Here is an 18,736-nt window from a genome sequence, read left to right as displayed (position 1 = left end):
GGTTGACGAATGGTCACCGCGCCGGTCCAGCTCACCGACCTCATCGTCACCGTCGCCGTCGAGCGGCCCGACGTGCTGGGCAGGCTGAGCGCGGCGGTGGAGCTGAGCGCGCAGCTCGGCGAGCTCGGCGACCACCTGATCGGCCACTTCGTCGACGAAGCCCGCCGCGCCGGGGCGTCGTGGACCGACATCGGCGAGAGCATCGGCGTGACCAAGCAGGCCGCGCAGAAGCGGTTCGTCCCCCGCGAGTCACCCGATCTGGGGAAACCTTCGCTGGACCGCTACACCGAACGCGCGCGCCGCGTCGTCGTCCTGGCCCGCCACCACGCGCGGTTCAGCGAGCGCATCGGCACCGAGCACCTGCTGCTCGGCGTGCTCGACGAGTCCGGCGGCCTGGGTGCCAGGACGATCGCCGCGCTGGAAGCCGCCGAGGGCACCACCCGGCTGGCGCTGCTGCACGAGCTGGACACCACCAGCAAGCAGCGCCCCGACCCCCAGCCGTTCAGCGCGCACTGCAAGAAGGCGCTGGAACTGGCGGTGCGCGAGGCGCTGCGGCTGGGCCACCGGTTCGTCGGCACCGAGCACGTCCTGCTGGGCCTGCTGGCCGAGAGCGAGGGCACCGCGGCTCGGGTGCTGGCCGCCACCGGCGTCACCCACCCGGCCGCCGAGGCCCACGTCGTGGCCGAGATCTCCGCGGCGATCAGCCGCGCACCGCGGCCAGCGCTTCCGGGAGCGTGAAAGCGCCCGCGTACAGGGCCTTGCCCACGATCGCGCCCTCCACGCCGTCACGCGCCAGCGCGGCCAGCGCCACCAGGTCGGCCACGCTCGACACCCCGCCGGAGGCGATCACCGGCGCGTCGGTGCGGGCGCACACCTCGCGCAGCAGCTCCACGTTCGGACCCCGCAGCGTGCCGTCCTTGCTCACGTCGGTGACCACGTAGCGGGCGCAGCCGTCGCGGTCCAACCGCTCCAGCACCTCCCACAGGTCGCCGCCGTCCTGCGTCCAGCCGCGCGCGGCCAGCCGGTGGCCCTGCTCGGTGATCCGCACGTCCAGCCCGACCGCGATCTTGTCGCCGTGCTCGGCCACCACCTTCGCGCACCACGCCGGGTCCTCCAGCGCTGCGGTGCCGAGGTTGACCCGCGCGCAGCCGGTGGCCAGCGCGGCGGCCAGCGACTCGTCGTCGCGGATGCCGCCGGACAGCTCGACCTGGACGTCCAGCCGCCCGACCACCTCGGCCAGCAGCTCGCGGTTGCTGCCGCGACCGAAAGCGGCGTCCAGGTCCACCAGGTGGACCCAGTCGGCGCCGTCGCGCTGCCAGGCCAGCGCCGCGTCCAGCGGGGCGCCGTAGGAGGTCTCGGTACCGGCCTCGCCCTGCACGAGCCGGACGGCCTTGCCATCGGCCACGTCAACGGCCGGGAGCAGCGTGAAAGTCACGCCTTCAGCCTAGTGGACGGGGCCGGGAAGACCGGTAACCACCACCCGACGCGGCCCCCACAATGCGTCGGCAAGTACTACCCGACGGGGTCGACAGGGCCGGTAACTACTACCCGAGGTGGCCGAACACGGGGTCGGGGTGCGCGCACGCTCGGTTCGTGGTGTCCGAACGCGCGACTCGCGGGGCGACCGGCCCATGGGCGGGTGGCGGGTCAGAAGCTCTTGAGCCAGTTCTCCAGCAGGTGGGCACCGGCGTCGCCGGACTTCTCCGGGTGGAACTGGGTGGCCCACAGGGGACCGTTCTCCACCGCCGCGACGAACCGGTCGCCCGCGTGCTCGGACCAGGTGACCAGCGGGGGCCGGATGTGCGAGGACTCCTCCAGCTCCCACCGGCGCACCCCGTAGGAGTGCACGAAGTAGAACCGGGTGTCGGCGGGCAGGCCCGCGAACAGCCTCGACCCCTCGGGCACCTGGACGGTGTTCCAGCCCATGTGCGGCACGATCGGCGCGTCCAGCCGCTCGACCGTGCCCGGCCACTCGCCGCAGCCCTCGGTGAGCACGCCGTGCTCGATGCCGCGCTCGAACAGGATCTGCATCCCGACGCAGATGCCCAGCACCGGCCGCCCGCCCGCCAGGCGCTCGCCGATGACCCGGCCGCCCTTGACCTCGTTCAGGCCCGCCATGCAGGCCGCGTAGGCGCCCACGCCGGGCACCAGCAGGCCGTCCGCCTCCAGCGCCGCACGGTGGTCGGCGGTCACCTCCACGTCCGCGCCGACCCGCTGGAGCGCGCGTTCGGCGGAGCGGAGGTTGCCTGATCCGTAGTCCAGTACGACGACTCGTGCCACCCCACCAGGTTAGGCCAACGGAGCCCCGCCCTGCGTCACCGGGACGACGGGCAGCACGGTGTTGATCGGGTGAGCGGTGCCCCTGGGCAGCGCGCCGACCCAGGTGTCCGCCCGGCCCTCGTCCACCAGGTCCTTCACCTCGCACGCGTCGCGGGGCAGCTCGTGGGGGCGTTCGACGGGCTTGAGCCGCCACCAGGTGGTCAGCGGGGCCAGCCGCCGGGCCGGGCCGCGGCGGCCTGCGCGCTCGCCGTCGGTCCACAGCTCGGCGGCGTGGTTCCAGCGCAGCACGACGGCCGCGTCGCCGACCTGCCTGCACTGCTCGGCCAGGCGGGTGGCGGCGGAGAACGCGATGCCGCGGCGCGGCAGCAGGACGGTGCCCGAGGTCACCGGGACCAGGGCGGCGGGACCCGCCTGGGCCCGGTGCAGGGCCAGCTGCAACTCCGCGGTGGGCGCTGAGGTCCAGATCAGGGTTCTGGGCACGGTCACGGGCGCATCATGCCCTGGGACACCGGGGGGCCGCCGGACCGGGGGCGGGCCAGGCACCGGACAGGGGGACGCCTGTGGGGTTCGCCTCGCGCGTTCGCGGGCCGAACGCGCGAGGCGGGTGAGGGCGGCGTCAGAGCCGGAAGTGCCCGCGGGCGGCGGTGGCGATGCCGACGACGTCGAGCTCGTGCGCGGAGTCGTGGTCCTCCGCGGTGCCGTAGGCGCGCAGCTCGGCCTCGCGCCGCACGCCCAGGGCGCGCAGCCGGTGCGGGAGGTCGACCAGCGCCTCGGCGACCAGGTGGCTGGAGGTGCCCTCCAGGTACGGCTCGACCAGCAGCACGTCACCGGTGTCGCCCAGGCCCGCCCGCAGGCCGCGCGCGTCGAACGGGCGGATCGTGGTCGCGTACAGCACCCGCAGGTCCATCCCGGCGGTCGCCTCCAGCACCGCGGTCAGCACCGGGCCGACCGCCAGCACGACGCCGCGCCTGCCGGACCGCACCTCGGTGAACCCCTCGACCACCGGGTGCGGTCCGGCGTTCTCGCGCAGCGAGAGCCGGATGTAGGTCCGGTCCCGCCTGGCCAGCGCCGCGCGCACGATCGGCCCGACCTCGTCGCGGTGCCCCGGCACGTGGACCACCCATCCGGGCAGGGTGTCCAGCAGCGCCACGTCGCCGGGCGCCTGGTGCGTCCTGCCCAGCGCCGGGTCGTCGTAGGAGGCGCCGACGCTGACCAGCACGCCGCCCACGTCCTGGTGGCCGAAGTCGAGCTTGATCTGCTCGAACGGCCGCTCCACCAGGAACGGCGCGTAGGTGTGCAGCACCGGTCGCAGACCGCTCAGCGCCAGGCCGCTGCCCACGCCGACCATCGCCTGCTCCCGGATGCCCACGTTGATCACGCGGTCGGACGGGGCGAAGGCGTCCCTGGAGATCTCCGCCAGCACCACCGCGACCCGCGGGTCCGTCCGCATCACGTCCTGCACGGTGTCCGCGAACACCTGCCGCATCGTCATCGGTCCACCACCTTCGCCACCACCGCCATCGGCTTGCCGGGGTGCGGCGTCGTGAACGCCTCGTACAGCGCCGCTTGATCCCGTCCGTCCACTGTGGACGTCTGCCAGCCCTCGACGGCGAAGCGGGACGCCACGCCGCCGGGCCAGCCGTGCGTGCCGGACTCGTTGTCCACCACCACGACCGTGAAGTTGTCCAGCCCGAACCTGCCCGCCAGCGCGATGGCCTCGTGGTTGCTGCCCTCGTCCAACTCCGCGTCGCCCACCAGCACCACCACGCGGGGCTTGTGGCGCCCCTGCAGGCGCAACCCCATCGCCACGCCGACACCGATCGGCATCCCGTGCCCCAGCGAGCCGCTGCCGATCTCGACACCGGGCACCAGAACCCGGTCCGGGTGCCACCCCAGGGGCGAGTCCCAGCCCGTCCAGCCGTCCAAAGTGGACGGCGGGAAGAACCCCTTCGCCGCCAGCACCGCGTAGTAGGCCATCGGCCCGTGCCCCTTGGACAGCAGGAACCGGTCCCGGTCCGGGTCGCTCACCCGGTCCGGCGACACGTCCAGCACCCGGTCGTAGAGCACCCACAGCACCTGCAGGGTCGACGCGGCCGCCCACTCGTGCTTCTCGTCCCCGGCCATCCGCCGGAACAGCGCGGGGAGGTCCGCGTACCCCAGTTCGCTCTTCACCGCCATGGCACCACGAAACAACCTCGACTTAACTGGAGGTCAAGCGCTAGGCTCGGCCGGGTGAGCAAGCTGCCGGAGATGTTGACCATCGGACAGGTCGCCGAGCGCAGCGGGGTGCCGCACACCGCCCTGCGGTTCTACGAGGAGCGCGGGCTCATCGCCTCCGAGCGGACCGCGGGCAACCAGCGCCGCTACCCCCGGCACGTGCTGCGCAGGCTGGCGTTCATCCGCACCGCGCAGCGGGTCGGCCTGAGCCTGGAGGACGTGCACGCCGCGCTGGCCACCCTGCCGGACAACCGCACGCCCACCAAGGCGGACTGGAGCAGGCTCTCGCAGAGCTGGCAGGCCGAGCTGGACGCGCGCATCGACGCGCTGCACAGGTTGCGGGACCGGCTCACCTCCTGCATCGGCTGCGGCTGCCTGTCGCTGCGCAGCTGCCTGCTGCACAACCTCGACGACCAGCAGGCCGCCGACGGGCCCGGCGCGCCCAAGCTCAAACCCGCCGTCGAAGGGGGGACGTGAAGCCCCTCAGCCCAGGACCCGGTGCGCCAGCCAGGTGAGGGCGCCCGCCACCTCCTCCGCCGCCAGGCCGCGCACCTTGCGCTGGTACTCGTAGACCTCCGGGGCCAGCGGCGCGATCAGCGGGTCCACCACCGCCGAGGGCGCGGCCACCCCCGAAGCCTCCAGCAGCACCTCCACGTGCCTGCGCCAGAAGGCGTAACCGCCCGCGCGGAACCGGGTCCGCCCGGTCTCCGCGCCCAGCACCAGGTGCAGGTGCCGCTCCAGCAGCTCCACCATCGCCCGGTAGAACGCCGCCAGCCGGTCCGGCGGCGGGGCGCCGGGCCCCAGCGGCGGGGCGCCGCGCAGGATGCGCTCCTTCAGCTCGCCCTCGTGGGTGTCCAGCAACGCCTGCGCCACGGAGGTGGTGTCGGGGTAGCGGCGGTAGAGCGTGGCCCGGCCCACGCCCGCCTCCCGCGCGATGTCCTCCATGGTGACCGCCAGCGCATTGCCCCTGGCGAACAACACCTCCGCGGCGGCGAGCACCTTCGCCCGGTTGCGCGCCGCGTCCGCGCGTTCACGGGTCGTCATGCCCCAACGATACGCAGGGGTCTACTGCGCTGGGACTACTGCAACCAGGCGATCGCGCCACCGATGGCCAGCAGGGTCAGCACGCCGAGGACGACCGAGAGCCCCCTGGCCGTCCTCCACGTGCTGTAGACCCCGCCGATCAGGAAGCCCGCGAGCGCGAGCAGCCCGATGACCACGTACTCCTTGGGCATCAGAGGACGCCCTTGGTCGACGGGACGCCGCCGACCCTCGGGTCCGGCTCCACCGCCGCGCGCAGCGCTCGCCCGATCGCCTTGTACTGGGCCTCGGCGATGTGGTGCGGGTCGCGGCCGTACTCCACCCGCACGTGCAGCGCGATGGCGGCGTGGAAGGCCAGCGAGTCGAACACGTGCCGGTTGAGCACGAACGGGTAGTTGCCGCCGATGGTGAAGGTGTTGAACTCGGCGGGCTCGCCCACGTGCACGCAGTACGGCCTGCCGGACACGTCGACCGCCGCGTGCGCCAGCGTCTCGTCCATGGGGATCCAGCAGTCGCCGAACCGGCGGATGCCCGCCTTGTCGCCCAGCGCCTGCCGCAGCGCCTGGCCGAGCACGATGGCCACGTCCTCCACGGTGTGGTGGGCGTCGATGTCGACGTCGCCGGTCGCGCGCACCACCAGGTCCAGCGAGCCGTGCACGCCGAACGCGGTGAGCATGTGGTTGTAGAACGGCACCCCCGTGTCGATCTCGACCCTGCCCGTGCCGTCGAGGTCCACCTCGACCAGCACCGAGGACTCCTTGGTGGTCCGCTCCACCCTGCCGACCCGGCTCACCGGCCTACCTCCTTGCTCGCCGCGAGGAACGCGTCGTTCTCCTCCGGCGTCCCGATGGTCACCCGCAGGTGCCCGGTGATGCCGACGTCCCGGATCAGCACCCCGCGCTCCAGGTACGAACGCCACGCCGCGCGCGCGTCCTCGAACCAGCCGAACAGCACGAAGTTCGCGTCGCTGGGCACCACGTCGAAGCCGAGGCCCGCCAACTCCGCCATCACCCGGTCGCGCTCGGCGGCCAGCTTCGCCACCGAGGCCAGCGTCTCGTCGGCGTGCCGCAGCGCGGCCCGCGCGGCGGCCTGGGTGAGCACCGACAGGTGGTAGGGCAGCCGGACCAGCAGCAGCGCGTCCACCACGGCGGGCGCCGCGGCCAGGTAGCCCAGCCTGCCGCCCGCGAAGGCGAACGCCTTGCTCATGGTGCGGCTGACGATCAGCTTCTCCGGGTAGTCGCCGATCAGCCCGACCGCGCTGGGTCGGGAGGAGAACTCGGCGTACGCCTCGTCCACCACCACCACGCCGGGCGCGGCCTCGATCAGCGGGCGCAGGTCCTCGGTCGGCACGCTCTGCCCGGTGGGGTTGTTCGGGCTGGTCACGAACACCACGTCGGGCCGCCGCTCGGCGACCACCGCCGCCGCGCGCCCGGTGTCCAGCGAGAAGTCCGCGCGCCGGGGCGCGGGCGCCCACTCGGTGCGGGTGCCCGCCGCGATGATCGGGTGCATGGAGTACGACGGCTCGAAGCCCAGCGCCGTGCGGCCCGGACCGCCGAACGCCTGGAGCACCTGCTGGAGGATCTCGTTGGACCCGTTGGCGGCCCACAGGTTCCGCCCGGTCAGCGGCACCCCGGTGGCGTCGGCCAGGTAGGCGGCCAGGTCCTCGCGCAGCGCCACCGCGTCGCGGTCGGGGTAGCGGTGCAACTGCTCCGCCGCCAGCGCCACCTCGCGCGCCACCTCGGCCACCAGCGCGGGGGTGGGCGGGTACGGGTTCTCGTTGGTGTTGAGCCGGACCGGCACGTCCAGCTGCGGGGCGCCGTAGGGGGTGCGCCCGCGCAGGTCCTCGCGCAGCGGGAGGTCGGCCAGCTCCACCCGGTCGCCCAGCGGCTTCACCGGCGGAACCTCGCCGTCACGGCCTGGCCGTGCGCGGGCAGGTCCTCGGCGTTGGCCAGCGCCACCACCTGGTCCGCCACCTCGCGCAGGGCGTCCTCGCTGTAGTCCACCACGTGGATGCCGCGCAGGAACGTCTGCACCGACAGGCCCGAGGAGTGCCGCGCGCAGCCGCCGGTGGGCAGCACGTGGTTGGAGCCCGCGCAGTAGTCGCCCAGCGACACCGGCGAGTGCGCGCCGACGAAGACCGCGCCCGCGGCCCGGACCCGCGCCGCGACCTCGCGGGCGCGCTCGGTCTGGATCTCCAGGTGCTCGGCCGCGTACGCGTCGACCACTCGCAGACCTTCGTCCACAGTGGACACAAGAACGGCGCCGGACTGCTTGCCGCCCAACGCGGTGCGGATGCGCTCGGTGTGCTTGGTCGCGCCCACCTGGCGCTCCAGCTCGGCGTCCACCGCGTCGGCCAGCTCCTCGGAGGTGGTGACCAGGACGCTGGCCGCCAGCGTGTCGTGCTCGGCCTGGCTGATCAGGTCGGCGGCCACGTGCACCGGGTCGGCGGTGTGGTCGGCCAGCACCGCGATCTCGGTCGGCCCGGCCTCCGAGTCGATGCCGATCAGCCCGCGCAGCAGCCGCTTGGCCGCGGTCAGGTAGATGTTGCCCGGCCCGGTCACCATGTCGACCGGGACCAGCTCCGAGCCGTCGGTGTCCACCGCGCCGTAGGCAAGCAGCGCGACCGCCTGCGCGCCGCCGACCGCCCACACCTCGGTGACGCCCAGCAGCGCCGCGGCGGCCAGGATCGTCGGGTGCGGCAGTCCGCCGAACTCCGCCTGCGGCGGCGAGCACACCACCAGCGACTCGACCCCGGCGGTCTGCGCCGGGACCACGTTCATCACCACGCTGGACGGGTAGACCGCCAGCCCGCCCGGCGCGTACAGGCCGACCCGCGCCACCGGCACCCACCGCTCGGTCACCGTGCCGCCCGGCACGACCTGGGTGGTGACGTCGGAGCGCCGCTGGTCGGCGTGCACCCTGCGGGCGCGGGCGATGGACTCCTCCAGCGCCGCGCGGACCGCCGGGTCCAGCTCGGCCAGCGCCCGGTCCAGCTCGGCCGCGGGCACGCGGACCCGCTCCGGGCGCACGCCGTCGAACCGCTCGGTGGCCTCGAACGCGGCCGCCACGCCGCGCTCCCGCACGGCTTCCACGATCGGGCGCACGTGATGCAGCACCGCGTCCACGTCGACTTCGGCGCGCGGCAGCACGGCGCGCAGTTCGGCCGGTGACGGGACTCGACCTCGCAGGTCGACGCGGTTGAGCATGGCTCAAGGATAGGTCGTCGGCAATTCCGTCAACTGTCAGCCCACCCCGCGATCCGGGAAGCCGACCAAAGGGGCTACCCCGATCGGTGATCGTCGGGCCACGCTGCGTAGGCAACGCTCCGTCGCAAACCCTGCTGATGATGGAGGCACCATGCCCACCAAGCGACGCGGCCTCGTGGCCGTCGCGCTCGGCGCCTGCCTGACCCTGGCACTCCCCCTGCACACCGGTTCGGCGCGGCCGGACCCCCAGTCAGCTCCCGATCGGGTGGTCTTCGAGATCACCGCGCCCACCCCGCACGAGCGGACCAGGGTGGCCGCGACCGGCGTCGACGTGCTCGGGCAGACCGGTGACAAGCTCACCGTCATCGCCGAGCGGCGCCAGCAGTGGTCCCTGCGGGCCACCGGGCTGCCGATGAGGTCACTGGGCGACGCGGACGCCCAGCTCGCCGCGCTGGGCGAGGTCGACTTCACCGACCCCGAGGTCGGCGCGCAGGACTTCCCCTCCGGCTACACCGGCTACCACAACTACGCGGAGATGGTCGCCGAGCTCAACCAGACCGTCACCGACCACTCGAACCTGGTCCGGCTGTCCAGCATCGGCAAGTCCTACCAGAACCGCGACCTGTGGATGATCAAGGTCAGCGACAACCCCGGCGCCGACGAGGCCGAGCCCGAGGTGCTGTTCACCTGCAACCAGCACGCGCGGGAGCACCTGACCGTGGAGATGTGCCTGCACATCGTCAAGCGGTTCACCGACGGCTACGCCACCAACTCCTCGATCAGGAACCTGGTCGACTCCAGGGAGATCTGGATCATCCCCAGCGTCAACCCCGACGGCTCGGAGTACGACATCGCCACCGGCTCGTTCCGGGCGTGGCGCAAGAACCGGCAGCCCAACTCCACCTCCACCGGCACCGACCCCAACCGCAACTGGGGCTGGCAGTGGGGCTGCTGCGGCGGCTCCAGCTCCAGCGGGTCCAGCGAGACCTACCGCGGCACGGCGGCGTTCTCCGCGCCGGAGACCGCCAGGGTGCGCGACTTCGTCAACACCCGCGTGGTCGGCGGCGTCCAGCAGATCAAGACGCACATCGACTGGCACACCTTCTCCGAGCTGATCCTGTGGCCGTACGGCTACACCTACAACGACACCGCGCCGGGTCTGGACGCCACGCAGGCGCAGGTGTTCTCCACGCTGGGCAGGCAGATGGCCGCGCTCAACGGCTACACCCCGCAGCAGGCCAGCGACCTCTACATCACCGACGGGTCGGTGGACGACTGGATGTGGGGCCAGCACAAGATCTGGAGCTACACCTTCGAGATGTACCCGGCCTCGGCCAGCGGCACCAGCGGCTTCTACCCGCGTGACAGCGTCATCGCGGCGCAGACCTCGCGCAACGACTCCGCGGTCGACCTGTTCCTGAACTACTCCGACTGCCCGCCCAGGATCATCGGCCGCACCTGCTGACGACCTCCACGGCCCGCTCCACCTGCGCGGGCTCGATGAAGTAGTGCGGCGAGGCCCGCACCACCTCGTCGAGCCCGCGCCGGGCCATGTCCAGCACCGCGGACGAGGCGTAGGTGGACGTGACCGTGACGCCCTCGGCGGCCAGCCGGTCGCGCACCAGGTCGGCGGGCAGCCCGTCGACGGTGAAGGTGACGATGCCCGACTGCCGCTCGCCGATGTCGCGGACGGTGACGCCGGGCAGCGCCGACAGCCCCTCGCGCAGCCGCCGGGCGCGGTCGGCGACCTCGGCGGCGATGGCCGCCACGCCCAGCTCCAGCGCGTACCGGGCGGCGGCGATCAGCCCCAGCCGGTCGGCGATGCTGGTCTCCCACAGCTCGAACACGCGCGCGTCCTCGCGCAGCTCGATCTCGTTCGGCCCCACCCACGAGCCGCTGTGCAGGTCCACCAGCCGGGGTCGCAGCCGGTGCGCCGCCGACCGGCGCACCACCAGCACCCCCGTGCCTCGGGGACCGCGCAGCCACTTGCGGCCGGTCCCGGAGATCAGGTCCGCGCCCAGCTCGTCGGCCCGCACCGGCAGCTGGCCCATCGACTGGCAGGCGTCCAGCAGCACCAGCGCGCCCGCCTCGTGCGCGGCGTCGACCACCTCTCGGACCGGGTTGACCAGGCCGCTGTTGGTCGGCACGTGCACCAGCGAGACCAGCCGCACCCGCTCGTCGAGCAGCTCGCGCAGCGCGGCCACGTCCACCTGCCCGGCCGCGTCGGACGGCACGACCTCCACCGACGCGCCGACCTCACGGGCGCGGTGCAGGATGGGCACCGCGTTGCCCGCGTACTCGACCTCGGTGATCAGGACGCGGTCGCCGCGCCCCAGCGGCACCGCGTCGAACGCGGCCAGCCAGGAGCGAGTGGCGCTGTCGGTGAACGCGATCTCGTCCGGCTCGGCGCCCAGCAGCTCGGCGAACACGCCGTAACCGGCTTCCAGGTCCTCGGCCCGCTCGCGGGCGGCGAGGTAGCCGCCGATCTCGGCCTCGCGCCGCAGGTGGCCGACGACCTCATCGAGCACCTGCCTCGGCGGCAGCGAGGAGCCCGCCGAGTCCAGGAACACGCCGCTAGCCGCCGCCGGGGTGTCCGCCCGCACCTTGTCCAGGTCGATCAACGCGCCTCCACTACTTCGGCGTCCACTTCTCCAGGTTCCACCACGGCCCCCACGACAGGGCGCCGTGCCCGTGCGGGTCGACGACCTCCTGGTAGCCGTTCCAGTTGTCCCGCACCACGTAGGTGTGCTGCACCGCGGCCAGCACGACCATGCCGGGGTTGGCCGCGTAGGCGCGCTGGAACTGCTTGTACGCCGCCGCCCGCTGGGCCGGGTCCAGCAGGGTGCGGCCCGCGTCCAGCGCCGCGTCCACGGCCGCGTCGGAGTAGCCCCACGGGTTGCCCGAGTGCAGCGCCCGGTAGGCGCTCAGGTCCGGGTCGACCGGGGTGCCGCCGCCGTGCAGCAGCGCGTCCTGGCCCAGCCTGGGCTCGATGGCCTCCCAGCTCAGCCCCGCCAGCTGCACGTCGATCCCGACCGCCTTGGCCTCGGCGACGAACGCGGTGGCCAGGTCGGTGCGCACCACGTCGCCGGTCGGGTACATCAGGGTGAACCGGGCGGGCACGCCGTCGCGCGAGCGCGTCCCGTCCGCGCCTCGGGCCCAGCCCGCCTGCTCCAGCACGTGCTCGGCGTGCGCCTCGTCGTGGCGCAGCGACGCCTCGGGGTCGACGAACTCGGGCATCGCGTCCGGGATCGGCGTGCCGGCCGGGCTGCCCTTGCCGCCCAGCAGGTTCTCCACCAGGCCCGCGCGGTCCAGCGCGTGGTTGAGCGCGAGCCGGATCGCCGGGTCGCCGGTCACCTGGCCGGACGCGGGCATGGTGACCGCGCGCAGGTCGGCGCTGCGGTGGGTGATCACGCGCATCCCGCCCGCGCCCGCGAAGGACTGCGCCAGCCGGGGCGGCAGCACCGCGCCGTCGAAGTCGCCCGCCTGCATCCGCTGCGCGCGGGTGTTGTCGTCGGGCACGAACACCACGGTCAGCTTGCGGATCTTCGGCTCGCCGCCGAAGTGGGCCGGGTTGGCCTCCAGCACCATCCGCTCGCCCTTGCGCCAGTCCTGCAGCTTGTACGGGCCGGTGCCGATCGGCGGCACCTCGGCCAGCGGCGCGCCCAGCACCTCGCTGGGCAGCACGCCCAGCACGAGCAGGTGCGGGAAGGCCGCCCACGGCTTGTCCAGGGTGAAGCGGACGGTGCGGGTGTCCAGCTGCTCCACGCCGGTCAGCCCGGCGAAGGCGGCGCGCTCGGTGGCCCCCTTGGCCGGGTCGAGCAGGGCCCGGTAGGTGGCCACCACGTCCTCGGGGCCGAAGGCGCTGCCGTCGGTGAACTTCACGTCGTCGCGCAGCCGCACGGTCCAGGACAGCCCGTCCGGGGCGGGCTCGGGCAGCTCGGTGGCCAGCCGGGGCTGCAGTGAGCGGTCCGCGCGGTGCTCGACCAGGCCGTCGTAGATCTTGGAGAAGCCGTCGCGGCCGTAGCCCAGCAGCGGGTTCAGCGTGCGCGGTTCCTCGGCGTCGGCCAGCACGATCGAGCTGCCGTCCGCGTTGCCCTCGGCGTTGGGGGGCGGCGACCCGGTGCACCCCGCCGCGACGAGCAGGGCGGCCAGGGCGAACGGGGGCAGGAGGGAGCGCACGGGACCCGACACTACCTAGAGTGTGCGCATGCGTGTCGCGCTCTGCCAGATCAGCTCGACCACCGACCCGGCGGCCAACCTCGACCTGGTGCGCTCGCACGTGGCCGCCGCGGCGGCGGGCGGTGCGCGCCTGGTGGTGTTCCCCGAGGCGACGATGTGCCGGTTCGGGGTGCCGCTGAAACCGGTCGCCGAGCCGCTGGACGGGCCGTGGGCGGCCGGGGTGCGCGCGGTGGCCGACGAGCACGGCGTGGTGGTGGTCGCGGGGATGTTCACGCCGTCACCGGACGGCCGGGTGGCGAACACGCTGCTGGTCACCGGCGGCGGGACGCACGTGGGCTACGACAAGATCCACCTGTTCGACGCCTTCGGCTTCGCCGAGTCGCGGACCGTCGCGCCGGGGGCCGAGCCCGTGGTGGTCGAGGTGGACGGCGTGTCGCTGGGCCTGGCGACCTGCTACGACGTGCGGTTCCCGGAGCTGTTCCGGGCGCTGGCGGACCGGGGTGCGGCGGCGGTGGTGCTGGCCGCGTCGTGGGGCGCCGGGCCGGGCAAGCGGGAGCAGTGGGAGCTGCTGGTGCGGGCGCGGGCGCTGGACAGCACCTCGTGGGTGCTGGCGTGCGCGCAGGCCGACCCCGGCGAGGACCTGGGCAGCGCGCCGACGGGCATCGGCCGCAGCGCCGTGGTGACGCCGCTGGGCGAGGTGCACGCCCGGCTCGGGGCCGAGCCGGGCGTGCTGAACGTCGACTTCGACCCCGCCTCGGTGGCCGAGGTCCGCCGCACCCTCCCCGTCCTGGCCAACCGCCGTCTCTGACCCCGCGCGCGCCGGGCCGGGTTCAGCGCAGGTCCATGCCCAGGTCCAGGGCCGGGGACGAGTGGGTCAGCCCGCCGACGGCCAGGTAGTCCACGCCGGTCTCGGCGTAGGCCCGCGCCACCTCCAGCCGCAGCCCGCCGGACGCCTCCAGCCGCACGCCACCGGCCCGCCGCACGGCCTCGGCGCACTGCTCGACGGTGAAGTTGTCCAGCAGCACCAGCTCCGCGCCCTCGGCGACGGCCTCGTCGAGCTGCTCCAGCGAGTCCACCTCGACCTCGCACGGCAGGTGCGGCGCGTGCGCCCGGACCGCAGCCATGGCCGCGCGGACCGAGCCCGCCGCCTGGACGTGGTTGTCCTTGATGAGCACCGCGTCGCCCAGACCGAGCCGGTGGTTGACGCCGCCGCCGCAGCGCACCGCGTACTTCTCCAGCAGCCGCAGCCCCGGCAGGGTCTTGCGGGAGTCCCGCACCGCCGCGCCGGTGCCCGCCACCTCGGCGACCCAGGCCGCCGTGGTGGTGGCCACGCCGGACAGGTGGCACAGCAGGTTCAACGCGGTCCGCTCGGCGGTGAGCAGGCCGCGCACCGGCCCGCGCAGCACCAGCGCGGGTTCGCCGGGCACCGCCTTGTCGCCGTCCTCGCGGCGGGCGAGCACCTCGAACTCGTCCAGCACCGCCTCGAACACCGCCAGCGCCACCGGGACGCCCGCCAGCACGCCCGCCGCGCGGGGTGTCAGCTCCGCCACGGCCACCGCGTCGGCGGGCACGGTCGCCTCGGTGGTCGCGTCCGGCCCGTAGCGCAGGTCCTCCTCCAGCGCGGTGGCGACCACCCGCCGCACGTCGTCCAGGTCCAGCCCGCTCATGCCGCTCCCCTCGCCGCGATCGGGTCGGCCAGCACCGGCTGGCCGGTCGGGGTGAGCCGGACGACCTGGCTGCGCCGCCAGTTGGCGTCGTCCCGCTCGGTGAAGTCGGTGCGCACGTGGCAGCCGCGCGACTCGGTGCGCTCGGCCGCCGCCGCGATCAGCGCCCGCGCGGCCACCGTGAGCGCCGCGTCCTCCACCAGCTGCCTGGTGTCCAGCACGCGGTCCGCGGTGGACAGGTCGAGCACCGAGCCGACCACGGCCAGGCCCTCGGCGTCGCGGCCGATCGCCGCGTACCGGCTCATCACCCGCTGCAGCGAGTCGCGGTCGGCCACCGGGGCCACCGGCAGCGCCGCGGAGGCGCAGCCGCCGCCGCGCGCCAGCACGCCCATCGCCAGGTCGGCCGCGACCGCCTCGGCGGTGCGGGTGCCGACCACCAGCCCTTCGAGCAAGCTGTTGGACGCCAACCGGTTCGCGCCGTGCAGCCCGGTCCGGGCCACCTCGCCCGCCGCGTACAGGCCGGTCACCCCGGTACGACCGTCCACATCGGACACCACGCCGCCGCAGGCGAAGTGCGCCGCCGGGGCGACCGGGATCGGCTGCGCCGACGGGTCAACGCCCGCCGCGAGGCAGGCCGCGTGCACGGTCGGGAACCGCGTGGCGAGGTCGGGGATGCCGGTGGCGTCGAGGAAGACGTGGTCGTCGACACCGCCGGGGGCATCCGCCAGGTGCCGGGTGATGGCCGCCGAGACCACGTCGCGGGGGGCCAGGTCCTCCAGCGGGTGCACGCCGCGCATCACCCGCGCGCCGGTCGCGTCGACCAGCACGGCGCCCTCGCCGCGCACCGCCTCGGTGACCAGCGGGCACCGGCCGCGCGCGCCGCGCCCGGTGTAGAGCACGGTGGGGTGGAACTGGACGAACTCCACGTCCGCCGCCGCCGCGCCCGCCCGCAGCGCCAGCGCCAGCCCGTCGCCGGTGGCCACCTCCGGGTTGGACGTGGCCTGGTAGAGCTGCCCGAGGCCGCCGCTGGCCAGCAGCACCGCGGACGCGCCGAGCACCCCCGGCACGCCGTTGCCGTCCAGCACCAGCAGGCCGCACACCGCGCCCAGCGGGGTGCGCACCGCGTCGACCGCGATGTGCCCCTCCAGCACCGGGACGCGGCTGTCCGAAGCGGCCGCGACCAGCGCCCGCTCGACCTCGGCGCCGGTGGCGTCACCGCCCGCGTGCACCACGCGGAACGCGCTGTGCCCGCCTTCGCGGGTGCGCGCCAGGCCACCGCCGGGGGCCGGGTCGAACACCGCGCCGCGTTCGCGCAGCCTGCGCACCGCCTCCGGTCCACCCGCGATGATCGCCGCCACGGCGTCCTCGTCGCACAGGCCCGCGCCCGCGACGAGGGTGTCCCGGACGTGCGCCTCCACCGAGTCGCCCGCGTCGTGCTCGCCGGGCAGCACCACCGCGACGCCGCCCTGCGCCCACCGGGTGTTGCCGTCGCCGATCGCGGCCTTGGTCACCACCAGGACCCGCAGGCCCAGTTCCCGCGCGCGCAGCGCCGCCGTCAGCCCCGCCACGCCCGTGCCGACCACCACCAGGTCGGCGCGGGCCTCCCACAGGGGCGTGCTCACTCGCCGCCGCCGGGCTGGCCGATCTCGATCATGCGCTGCACCGCGCCCTGCGCCCGCGTGGCGGTCTCCAGGTCCACGTGCACCTCGTCCTTGCCCTCGCGCAGGCAGCGCAGCAGGGCGGCCGGGGTGATCATCTTCATGTAGCGGCAGGACGCCCGGTCGTTGACCGCGCGGAAGTCGATGCCCGGCGCGGCCTTGCGCAGCTGGTGCAGCATCCCGACCTCGGTGGCCACCAGCACCGACTTCGCCTTGGTCGCCCTGGCCTGCGCGACCATGTCACCGGTGGACAGGATCTTGACCTTCTCCGCCGGGACGGTGCCCTCGCCCGCCAGGTACAGCGCCGAGGTCGCGCACCCGCACTCGGGGTGGATGAACAGGTCCGCCTCCGGGTCGGCCGCCGCGCGCTCCGCCAACTCGGGGCCGTTGATGCCCGCGTGCACGTGGCACTCCCCCGCCCAGATGTGCAGGTTCTCCCGCCCGGTCTCGCGCTTGACGTGCGCGCCCAGGAACTGGTCCGGGCAGAACAGCACCTCCCGGTCGGCCGGGATCGAGGCCACCACGTCCACCGCGTTGGACGAGGTGCAGCAGATGTCGGTCTCCGCCTTCACCTCCGCCGTGGTGTTCACGTAGGACACCACCACCGCGCCGGGGTGCTCGGCCTTCCACTCGCGCAGCTGCGCGGCCGTGATCGAATCGGCCAACGAGCACCCCGCGCGCTCGTCCGGGATCAGCACGGTCTTGTGCGGCGCCAGGATCTTCGCCGTCTCGGCCATGAAGTGCACACCGCAGAACACGATCGTCGAGGCGTCACTGGCCGCCGCGATGCGGCTCAACGCCAACGAGTCCCCGGTGTGATGCGCGATGTCCTGGATCTCGGGCAACTGGTAGTTGTGCGCGAGGATCACCGCGTCCCGCTTCCGCGCCAGGTCCAGCACCTCGTCGCGCCAGTCCGCGTCCGGCGCGATGCCGTCGTACGCGCCGTCCGAGGCTCGCTCCAGGTAGGCGGTAGCGACCATCAGTGGTCCTCCTCAGGTCCTCACCAGTTTTCGCCTAAGGGTCGAAAACGTGGCCGATAGTATCAGCCAATGGGCCTCGCGGGACATGAGGTGTTGGCCGCAGTGCTTCAGGTGAGGGCGGGATCACTCCAGGTCATGCTGTGGCAGCGCGCCCGGGAACCGCACGCTCACCGCTGGTCACTGCCCGGCGGCGGACTGGGGGCCGAAGAGGACGTGGAGGCGTCGATCCGCCGCCAGCTGGCCGAGAAGGTCGACGTGCGCCAGCTGTCCCACGTGGAGCAGCTGGCGGTGTTCAGCGCGCCCGGCCGGGTTCCGGGGATGCGCGTGGTGGCAACCGCCTTCCTCGGCCTGGTGCCCTCCGACATCGATCCGGTGGTGCCCTCGGACACCGCGTGGCACCCGGTGGACGCGCTGCCCGCCACCGCCTTCGACCACCAGGCGATCATCCACAAAGCCCGCGGCAGGCTGGCGTCCAAGCTGTCCTACACCAACCTCGGCTTCGCGCTGGCCCCGCCGCAGTTCACCATCTCGGCGCTGCGCGAGCTGTACTCCGCGGCGCTGGGCTACCCGGTCTCCGCGACCAACCTGCAGCGCGTGCTGTCCCGCCGCGGCCTGCTCGAACCCACCGGCGACACCGCGCCGCCCGGCCCGGCGGGAGGCCGCCCCGCCGCGCTGTTCCGCTTCGCCTCCAGGGGGATGCGGGTCACCGATCCGTTCGCCGTGCTGCGCCCGCCGACAGGTCGTAGCGTGGTGCCGTGACCTCGACGCTCCCCCTGTTCCCGTTGGGCACCGTGCTGCTTCCAGGGGCGTCGCTGCCACTGCACGTGTTCGAGCCGCGCTACCGGCAGCTGACCGTGGACCTGGTGACCGGGGCGGTGCCCGACCGCAGCTTCGGCGTGGTGGCCATCCGGCAGGGCTGGGAGGTCGGCGCGGAGAACGTCGAGTCGCTGCACGAGGTCGGCTGCTCGGCGGTGCTGGAGGAGGCGCGCAGGCTGCCCGACGGCCGGTTCGACCTGACCACCCTCGGCGGACGCCGGTTCCGCCTGCTGTCGGTGACCGAGGACAGCGCCCCCTACCTGGTCGGCGAGGTGGAGTGGCTGCCGGACAGCGCCTCGCCCGCCGCCGTGCGCGACGTGCTGCCGCTGCTGGCCGACAGCGCGCGAGCCGCGCACGGCCGCTACCGCGAAGCCGCCTGGGAGGGCGACGACTGGAGCCCGCCCGCTCCCGACACCGCTTACGAGGACCTGGCCTACGCCCTGGCGGACGACTGCCTGCTGACCCTGGAGGACCGGCAGCGCCTGCTGGAGGAGACCGACCCGGCCCGCCGCCTGCGCCTGGTGCGCCGGATGCTGCACCGCGAGGCGGGCCTGCTGCGCGCCCTGCGCGCCGTCCCCGCCCCCCTGTCCGAACTGGGCCAACTCCCCCACCGCAACTAACCCCTCCCTCCAGACCCCCGAGTACACCCCCCAGGACCACCACGCCCACCCTCAGCGTCACCCACCCATGGGCGT

The 18,736-nt window shown here is 74.0% G+C and carries 21 protein-coding genes; 6 read left to right on the top strand and 15 right to left on the bottom strand.

Features of this window, described 5'->3' with window-relative positions:
* Positions 1-9: 9 nt before the first annotated feature.
* Positions 10-738: a Clp protease N-terminal domain-containing protein gene (locus tag IEZ00_RS10965; protein ID WP_189223068.1), complete on the top strand. Its 729-nt coding sequence runs from the start codon at positions 10-12 to the stop codon at positions 736-738.
* On the opposite strand, the gene priA is transcribed toward IEZ00_RS10965, so the two are convergent.
* The 5 genes from priA to IEZ00_RS10940 form a co-directional block, all read right to left on the bottom strand.
* Positions 701-1,435 carry a bifunctional 1-(5-phosphoribosyl)-5-((5-phosphoribosylamino)methylideneamino)imidazole-4-carboxamide isomerase/phosphoribosylanthranilate isomerase PriA gene (priA, locus tag IEZ00_RS10960; protein ID WP_189223067.1) on the bottom strand — a complete coding sequence of 245 codons (735 nt, stop codon included), beginning with the start codon at positions 1,433-1,435 and terminating at the stop codon, positions 701-703. The genes IEZ00_RS10965 and priA overlap by 38 nt on opposite strands.
* 212 nt (positions 1,436-1,647) lie before the next feature.
* On the bottom strand, positions 1,648-2,280 hold the full coding sequence (gene hisH, locus IEZ00_RS10955) for an imidazole glycerol phosphate synthase subunit HisH (RefSeq protein ID WP_189223066.1): 633 nt from the start codon (positions 2,278-2,280) through the stop codon (positions 1,648-1,650).
* Between the two features lie 9 nt (positions 2,281-2,289).
* Positions 2,290-2,766 (bottom strand): hypothetical protein, encoded by a 477-nt coding sequence (locus tag IEZ00_RS10950; protein ID WP_189223065.1) that lies wholly within the window; start codon positions 2,764-2,766, stop codon positions 2,290-2,292.
* Between the two features lie 130 nt (positions 2,767-2,896).
* Positions 2,897-3,772 (bottom strand): transketolase family protein, encoded by an 876-nt coding sequence (locus IEZ00_RS10945; RefSeq protein WP_209621747.1) that lies wholly within the window; start codon positions 3,770-3,772, stop codon positions 2,897-2,899.
* Positions 3,769-4,458: a thiamine pyrophosphate-binding protein gene (locus IEZ00_RS10940; protein WP_189223064.1), complete on the bottom strand. Its 690-nt coding sequence runs from the start codon at positions 4,456-4,458 to the stop codon at positions 3,769-3,771. The genes IEZ00_RS10945 and IEZ00_RS10940 overlap by 4 nt, the downstream gene beginning before the upstream one ends.
* 72 nt (positions 4,459-4,530) lie before the next feature.
* On the opposite strand from IEZ00_RS10940, the gene soxR reads away from it, so the two are divergent.
* Positions 4,531-4,974, top strand: a complete 444-nt coding sequence (soxR, locus tag IEZ00_RS10935; protein WP_244991775.1) for a redox-sensitive transcriptional activator SoxR — start codon at positions 4,531-4,533, stop codon at positions 4,972-4,974.
* A gap of 6 nt (positions 4,975-4,980) precedes the next feature.
* On the opposite strand, the gene IEZ00_RS10930 is transcribed toward soxR, so the two are convergent.
* From IEZ00_RS10930 to hisD, 5 genes are read right to left on the bottom strand one after another with little or no spacing between them, the layout of a single operon-like run.
* Positions 4,981-5,541 carry a TetR/AcrR family transcriptional regulator gene (locus tag IEZ00_RS10930; RefSeq protein WP_189223062.1) on the bottom strand — a complete coding sequence of 187 codons (561 nt, stop codon included), beginning with the start codon at positions 5,539-5,541 and terminating at the stop codon, positions 4,981-4,983.
* Between the two features lie 35 nt (positions 5,542-5,576).
* Entirely contained in the window at positions 5,577-5,732 is a 156-nt protein-coding gene (locus tag IEZ00_RS10925; RefSeq protein ID WP_189223061.1) for a CG2302 family histidine operon protein, read from the bottom strand.
* A complete protein-coding gene (gene hisB / locus IEZ00_RS10920; protein WP_189223060.1) occupies positions 5,732-6,331 on the bottom strand; it encodes an imidazoleglycerol-phosphate dehydratase HisB in 600 nt (199 codons plus the stop codon). The genes IEZ00_RS10925 and hisB overlap by 1 nt, the downstream gene beginning before the upstream one ends.
* The gene (locus IEZ00_RS10915; RefSeq protein ID WP_189223059.1) at positions 6,328-7,431 is read right to left on the bottom strand and encodes a histidinol-phosphate transaminase; all 1,104 of its coding nucleotides are present in this window, start codon (positions 7,429-7,431) and stop codon (positions 6,328-6,330) included. The genes hisB and IEZ00_RS10915 overlap by 4 nt, the downstream gene beginning before the upstream one ends.
* Positions 7,428-8,744: a histidinol dehydrogenase gene (gene hisD, locus IEZ00_RS10910; RefSeq protein ID WP_189223058.1), complete on the bottom strand. Its 1,317-nt coding sequence runs from the start codon at positions 8,742-8,744 to the stop codon at positions 7,428-7,430. The genes IEZ00_RS10915 and hisD overlap by 4 nt, the downstream gene beginning before the upstream one ends.
* A gap of 151 nt (positions 8,745-8,895) precedes the next feature.
* On the opposite strand from hisD, the gene IEZ00_RS10905 reads away from it, so the two are divergent.
* Entirely contained in the window at positions 8,896-10,209 is a 1,314-nt protein-coding gene (locus tag IEZ00_RS10905; RefSeq protein WP_189223057.1) for a M14 family metallopeptidase, read from the top strand.
* On the opposite strand, the gene IEZ00_RS10900 is transcribed toward IEZ00_RS10905, so the two are convergent.
* Both IEZ00_RS10900 and IEZ00_RS10895 read right to left on the bottom strand, forming a co-directional pair.
* Entirely contained in the window at positions 10,190-11,365 is a 1,176-nt protein-coding gene (locus IEZ00_RS10900) for an aminotransferase class V-fold PLP-dependent enzyme (RefSeq protein ID WP_189223056.1), read from the bottom strand. The genes IEZ00_RS10905 and IEZ00_RS10900 overlap by 20 nt on opposite strands.
* Before the next feature lie 10 nt (positions 11,366-11,375).
* Positions 11,376-12,923, bottom strand: coding sequence for an ABC transporter substrate-binding protein (locus IEZ00_RS10895; RefSeq protein ID WP_229795409.1), 1,548 nt, complete (start codon positions 12,921-12,923; stop codon positions 11,376-11,378).
* Positions 12,924-12,951: 28 nt separating this feature from the next.
* On the opposite strand from IEZ00_RS10895, the gene IEZ00_RS10890 reads away from it, so the two are divergent.
* The gene (locus tag IEZ00_RS10890; RefSeq protein WP_189223054.1) at positions 12,952-13,731 is read left to right on the top strand and encodes a carbon-nitrogen hydrolase family protein; all 780 of its coding nucleotides are present in this window, start codon (positions 12,952-12,954) and stop codon (positions 13,729-13,731) included.
* Positions 13,732-13,753: 22 nt separating this feature from the next.
* On the opposite strand, the gene nadC is transcribed toward IEZ00_RS10890, so the two are convergent.
* The 3 genes from nadC to nadA are packed head-to-tail and all read right to left on the bottom strand — an operon-like array spanning position 13,754 to position 17,225.
* Complete coding sequence (gene nadC, locus IEZ00_RS10885) at positions 13,754-14,590, bottom strand: carboxylating nicotinate-nucleotide diphosphorylase (protein ID WP_189223053.1); 837 nt, start codon at positions 14,588-14,590, stop codon at positions 13,754-13,756.
* Positions 14,587-16,209 carry an L-aspartate oxidase gene (locus IEZ00_RS10880; RefSeq protein ID WP_189223052.1) on the bottom strand — a complete coding sequence of 541 codons (1,623 nt, stop codon included), beginning with the start codon at positions 16,207-16,209 and terminating at the stop codon, positions 14,587-14,589. The genes nadC and IEZ00_RS10880 overlap by 4 nt, the downstream gene beginning before the upstream one ends.
* Positions 16,206-17,225, bottom strand: a complete 1,020-nt coding sequence (gene nadA / locus IEZ00_RS10875; RefSeq protein WP_189223051.1) for a quinolinate synthase NadA — start codon at positions 17,223-17,225, stop codon at positions 16,206-16,208. The genes IEZ00_RS10880 and nadA overlap by 4 nt, the downstream gene beginning before the upstream one ends.
* Positions 17,226-17,294: 69 nt before the next feature.
* Here nadA and IEZ00_RS10870 point away from each other — a divergent pair, with 69 nt between their 5' ends.
* Positions 17,295-17,984 (top strand): NUDIX hydrolase, encoded by a 690-nt coding sequence (locus IEZ00_RS10870; protein ID WP_189223050.1) that lies wholly within the window; start codon positions 17,295-17,297, stop codon positions 17,982-17,984.
* Positions 17,981-18,661 carry an LON peptidase substrate-binding domain-containing protein gene (locus IEZ00_RS10865; protein WP_189223049.1) on the top strand — a complete coding sequence of 227 codons (681 nt, stop codon included), beginning with the start codon at positions 17,981-17,983 and terminating at the stop codon, positions 18,659-18,661. Before IEZ00_RS10870 ends, IEZ00_RS10865 begins: the two co-directional genes overlap by 4 nt.
* The last annotated feature ends 75 nt before the right edge of the window (positions 18,662-18,736 follow it).

The organism is Saccharothrix coeruleofusca (assembly GCF_014648515.1).
In the GTDB taxonomy this organism is placed as follows: Bacteria; Actinomycetota; Actinomycetes; order Mycobacteriales; family Pseudonocardiaceae; genus Actinosynnema; species Actinosynnema coeruleofuscum.
Note: the sequence above shows the minus strand (reverse complement) of the source record. Positions and strands in the feature narration are given on the sequence as shown.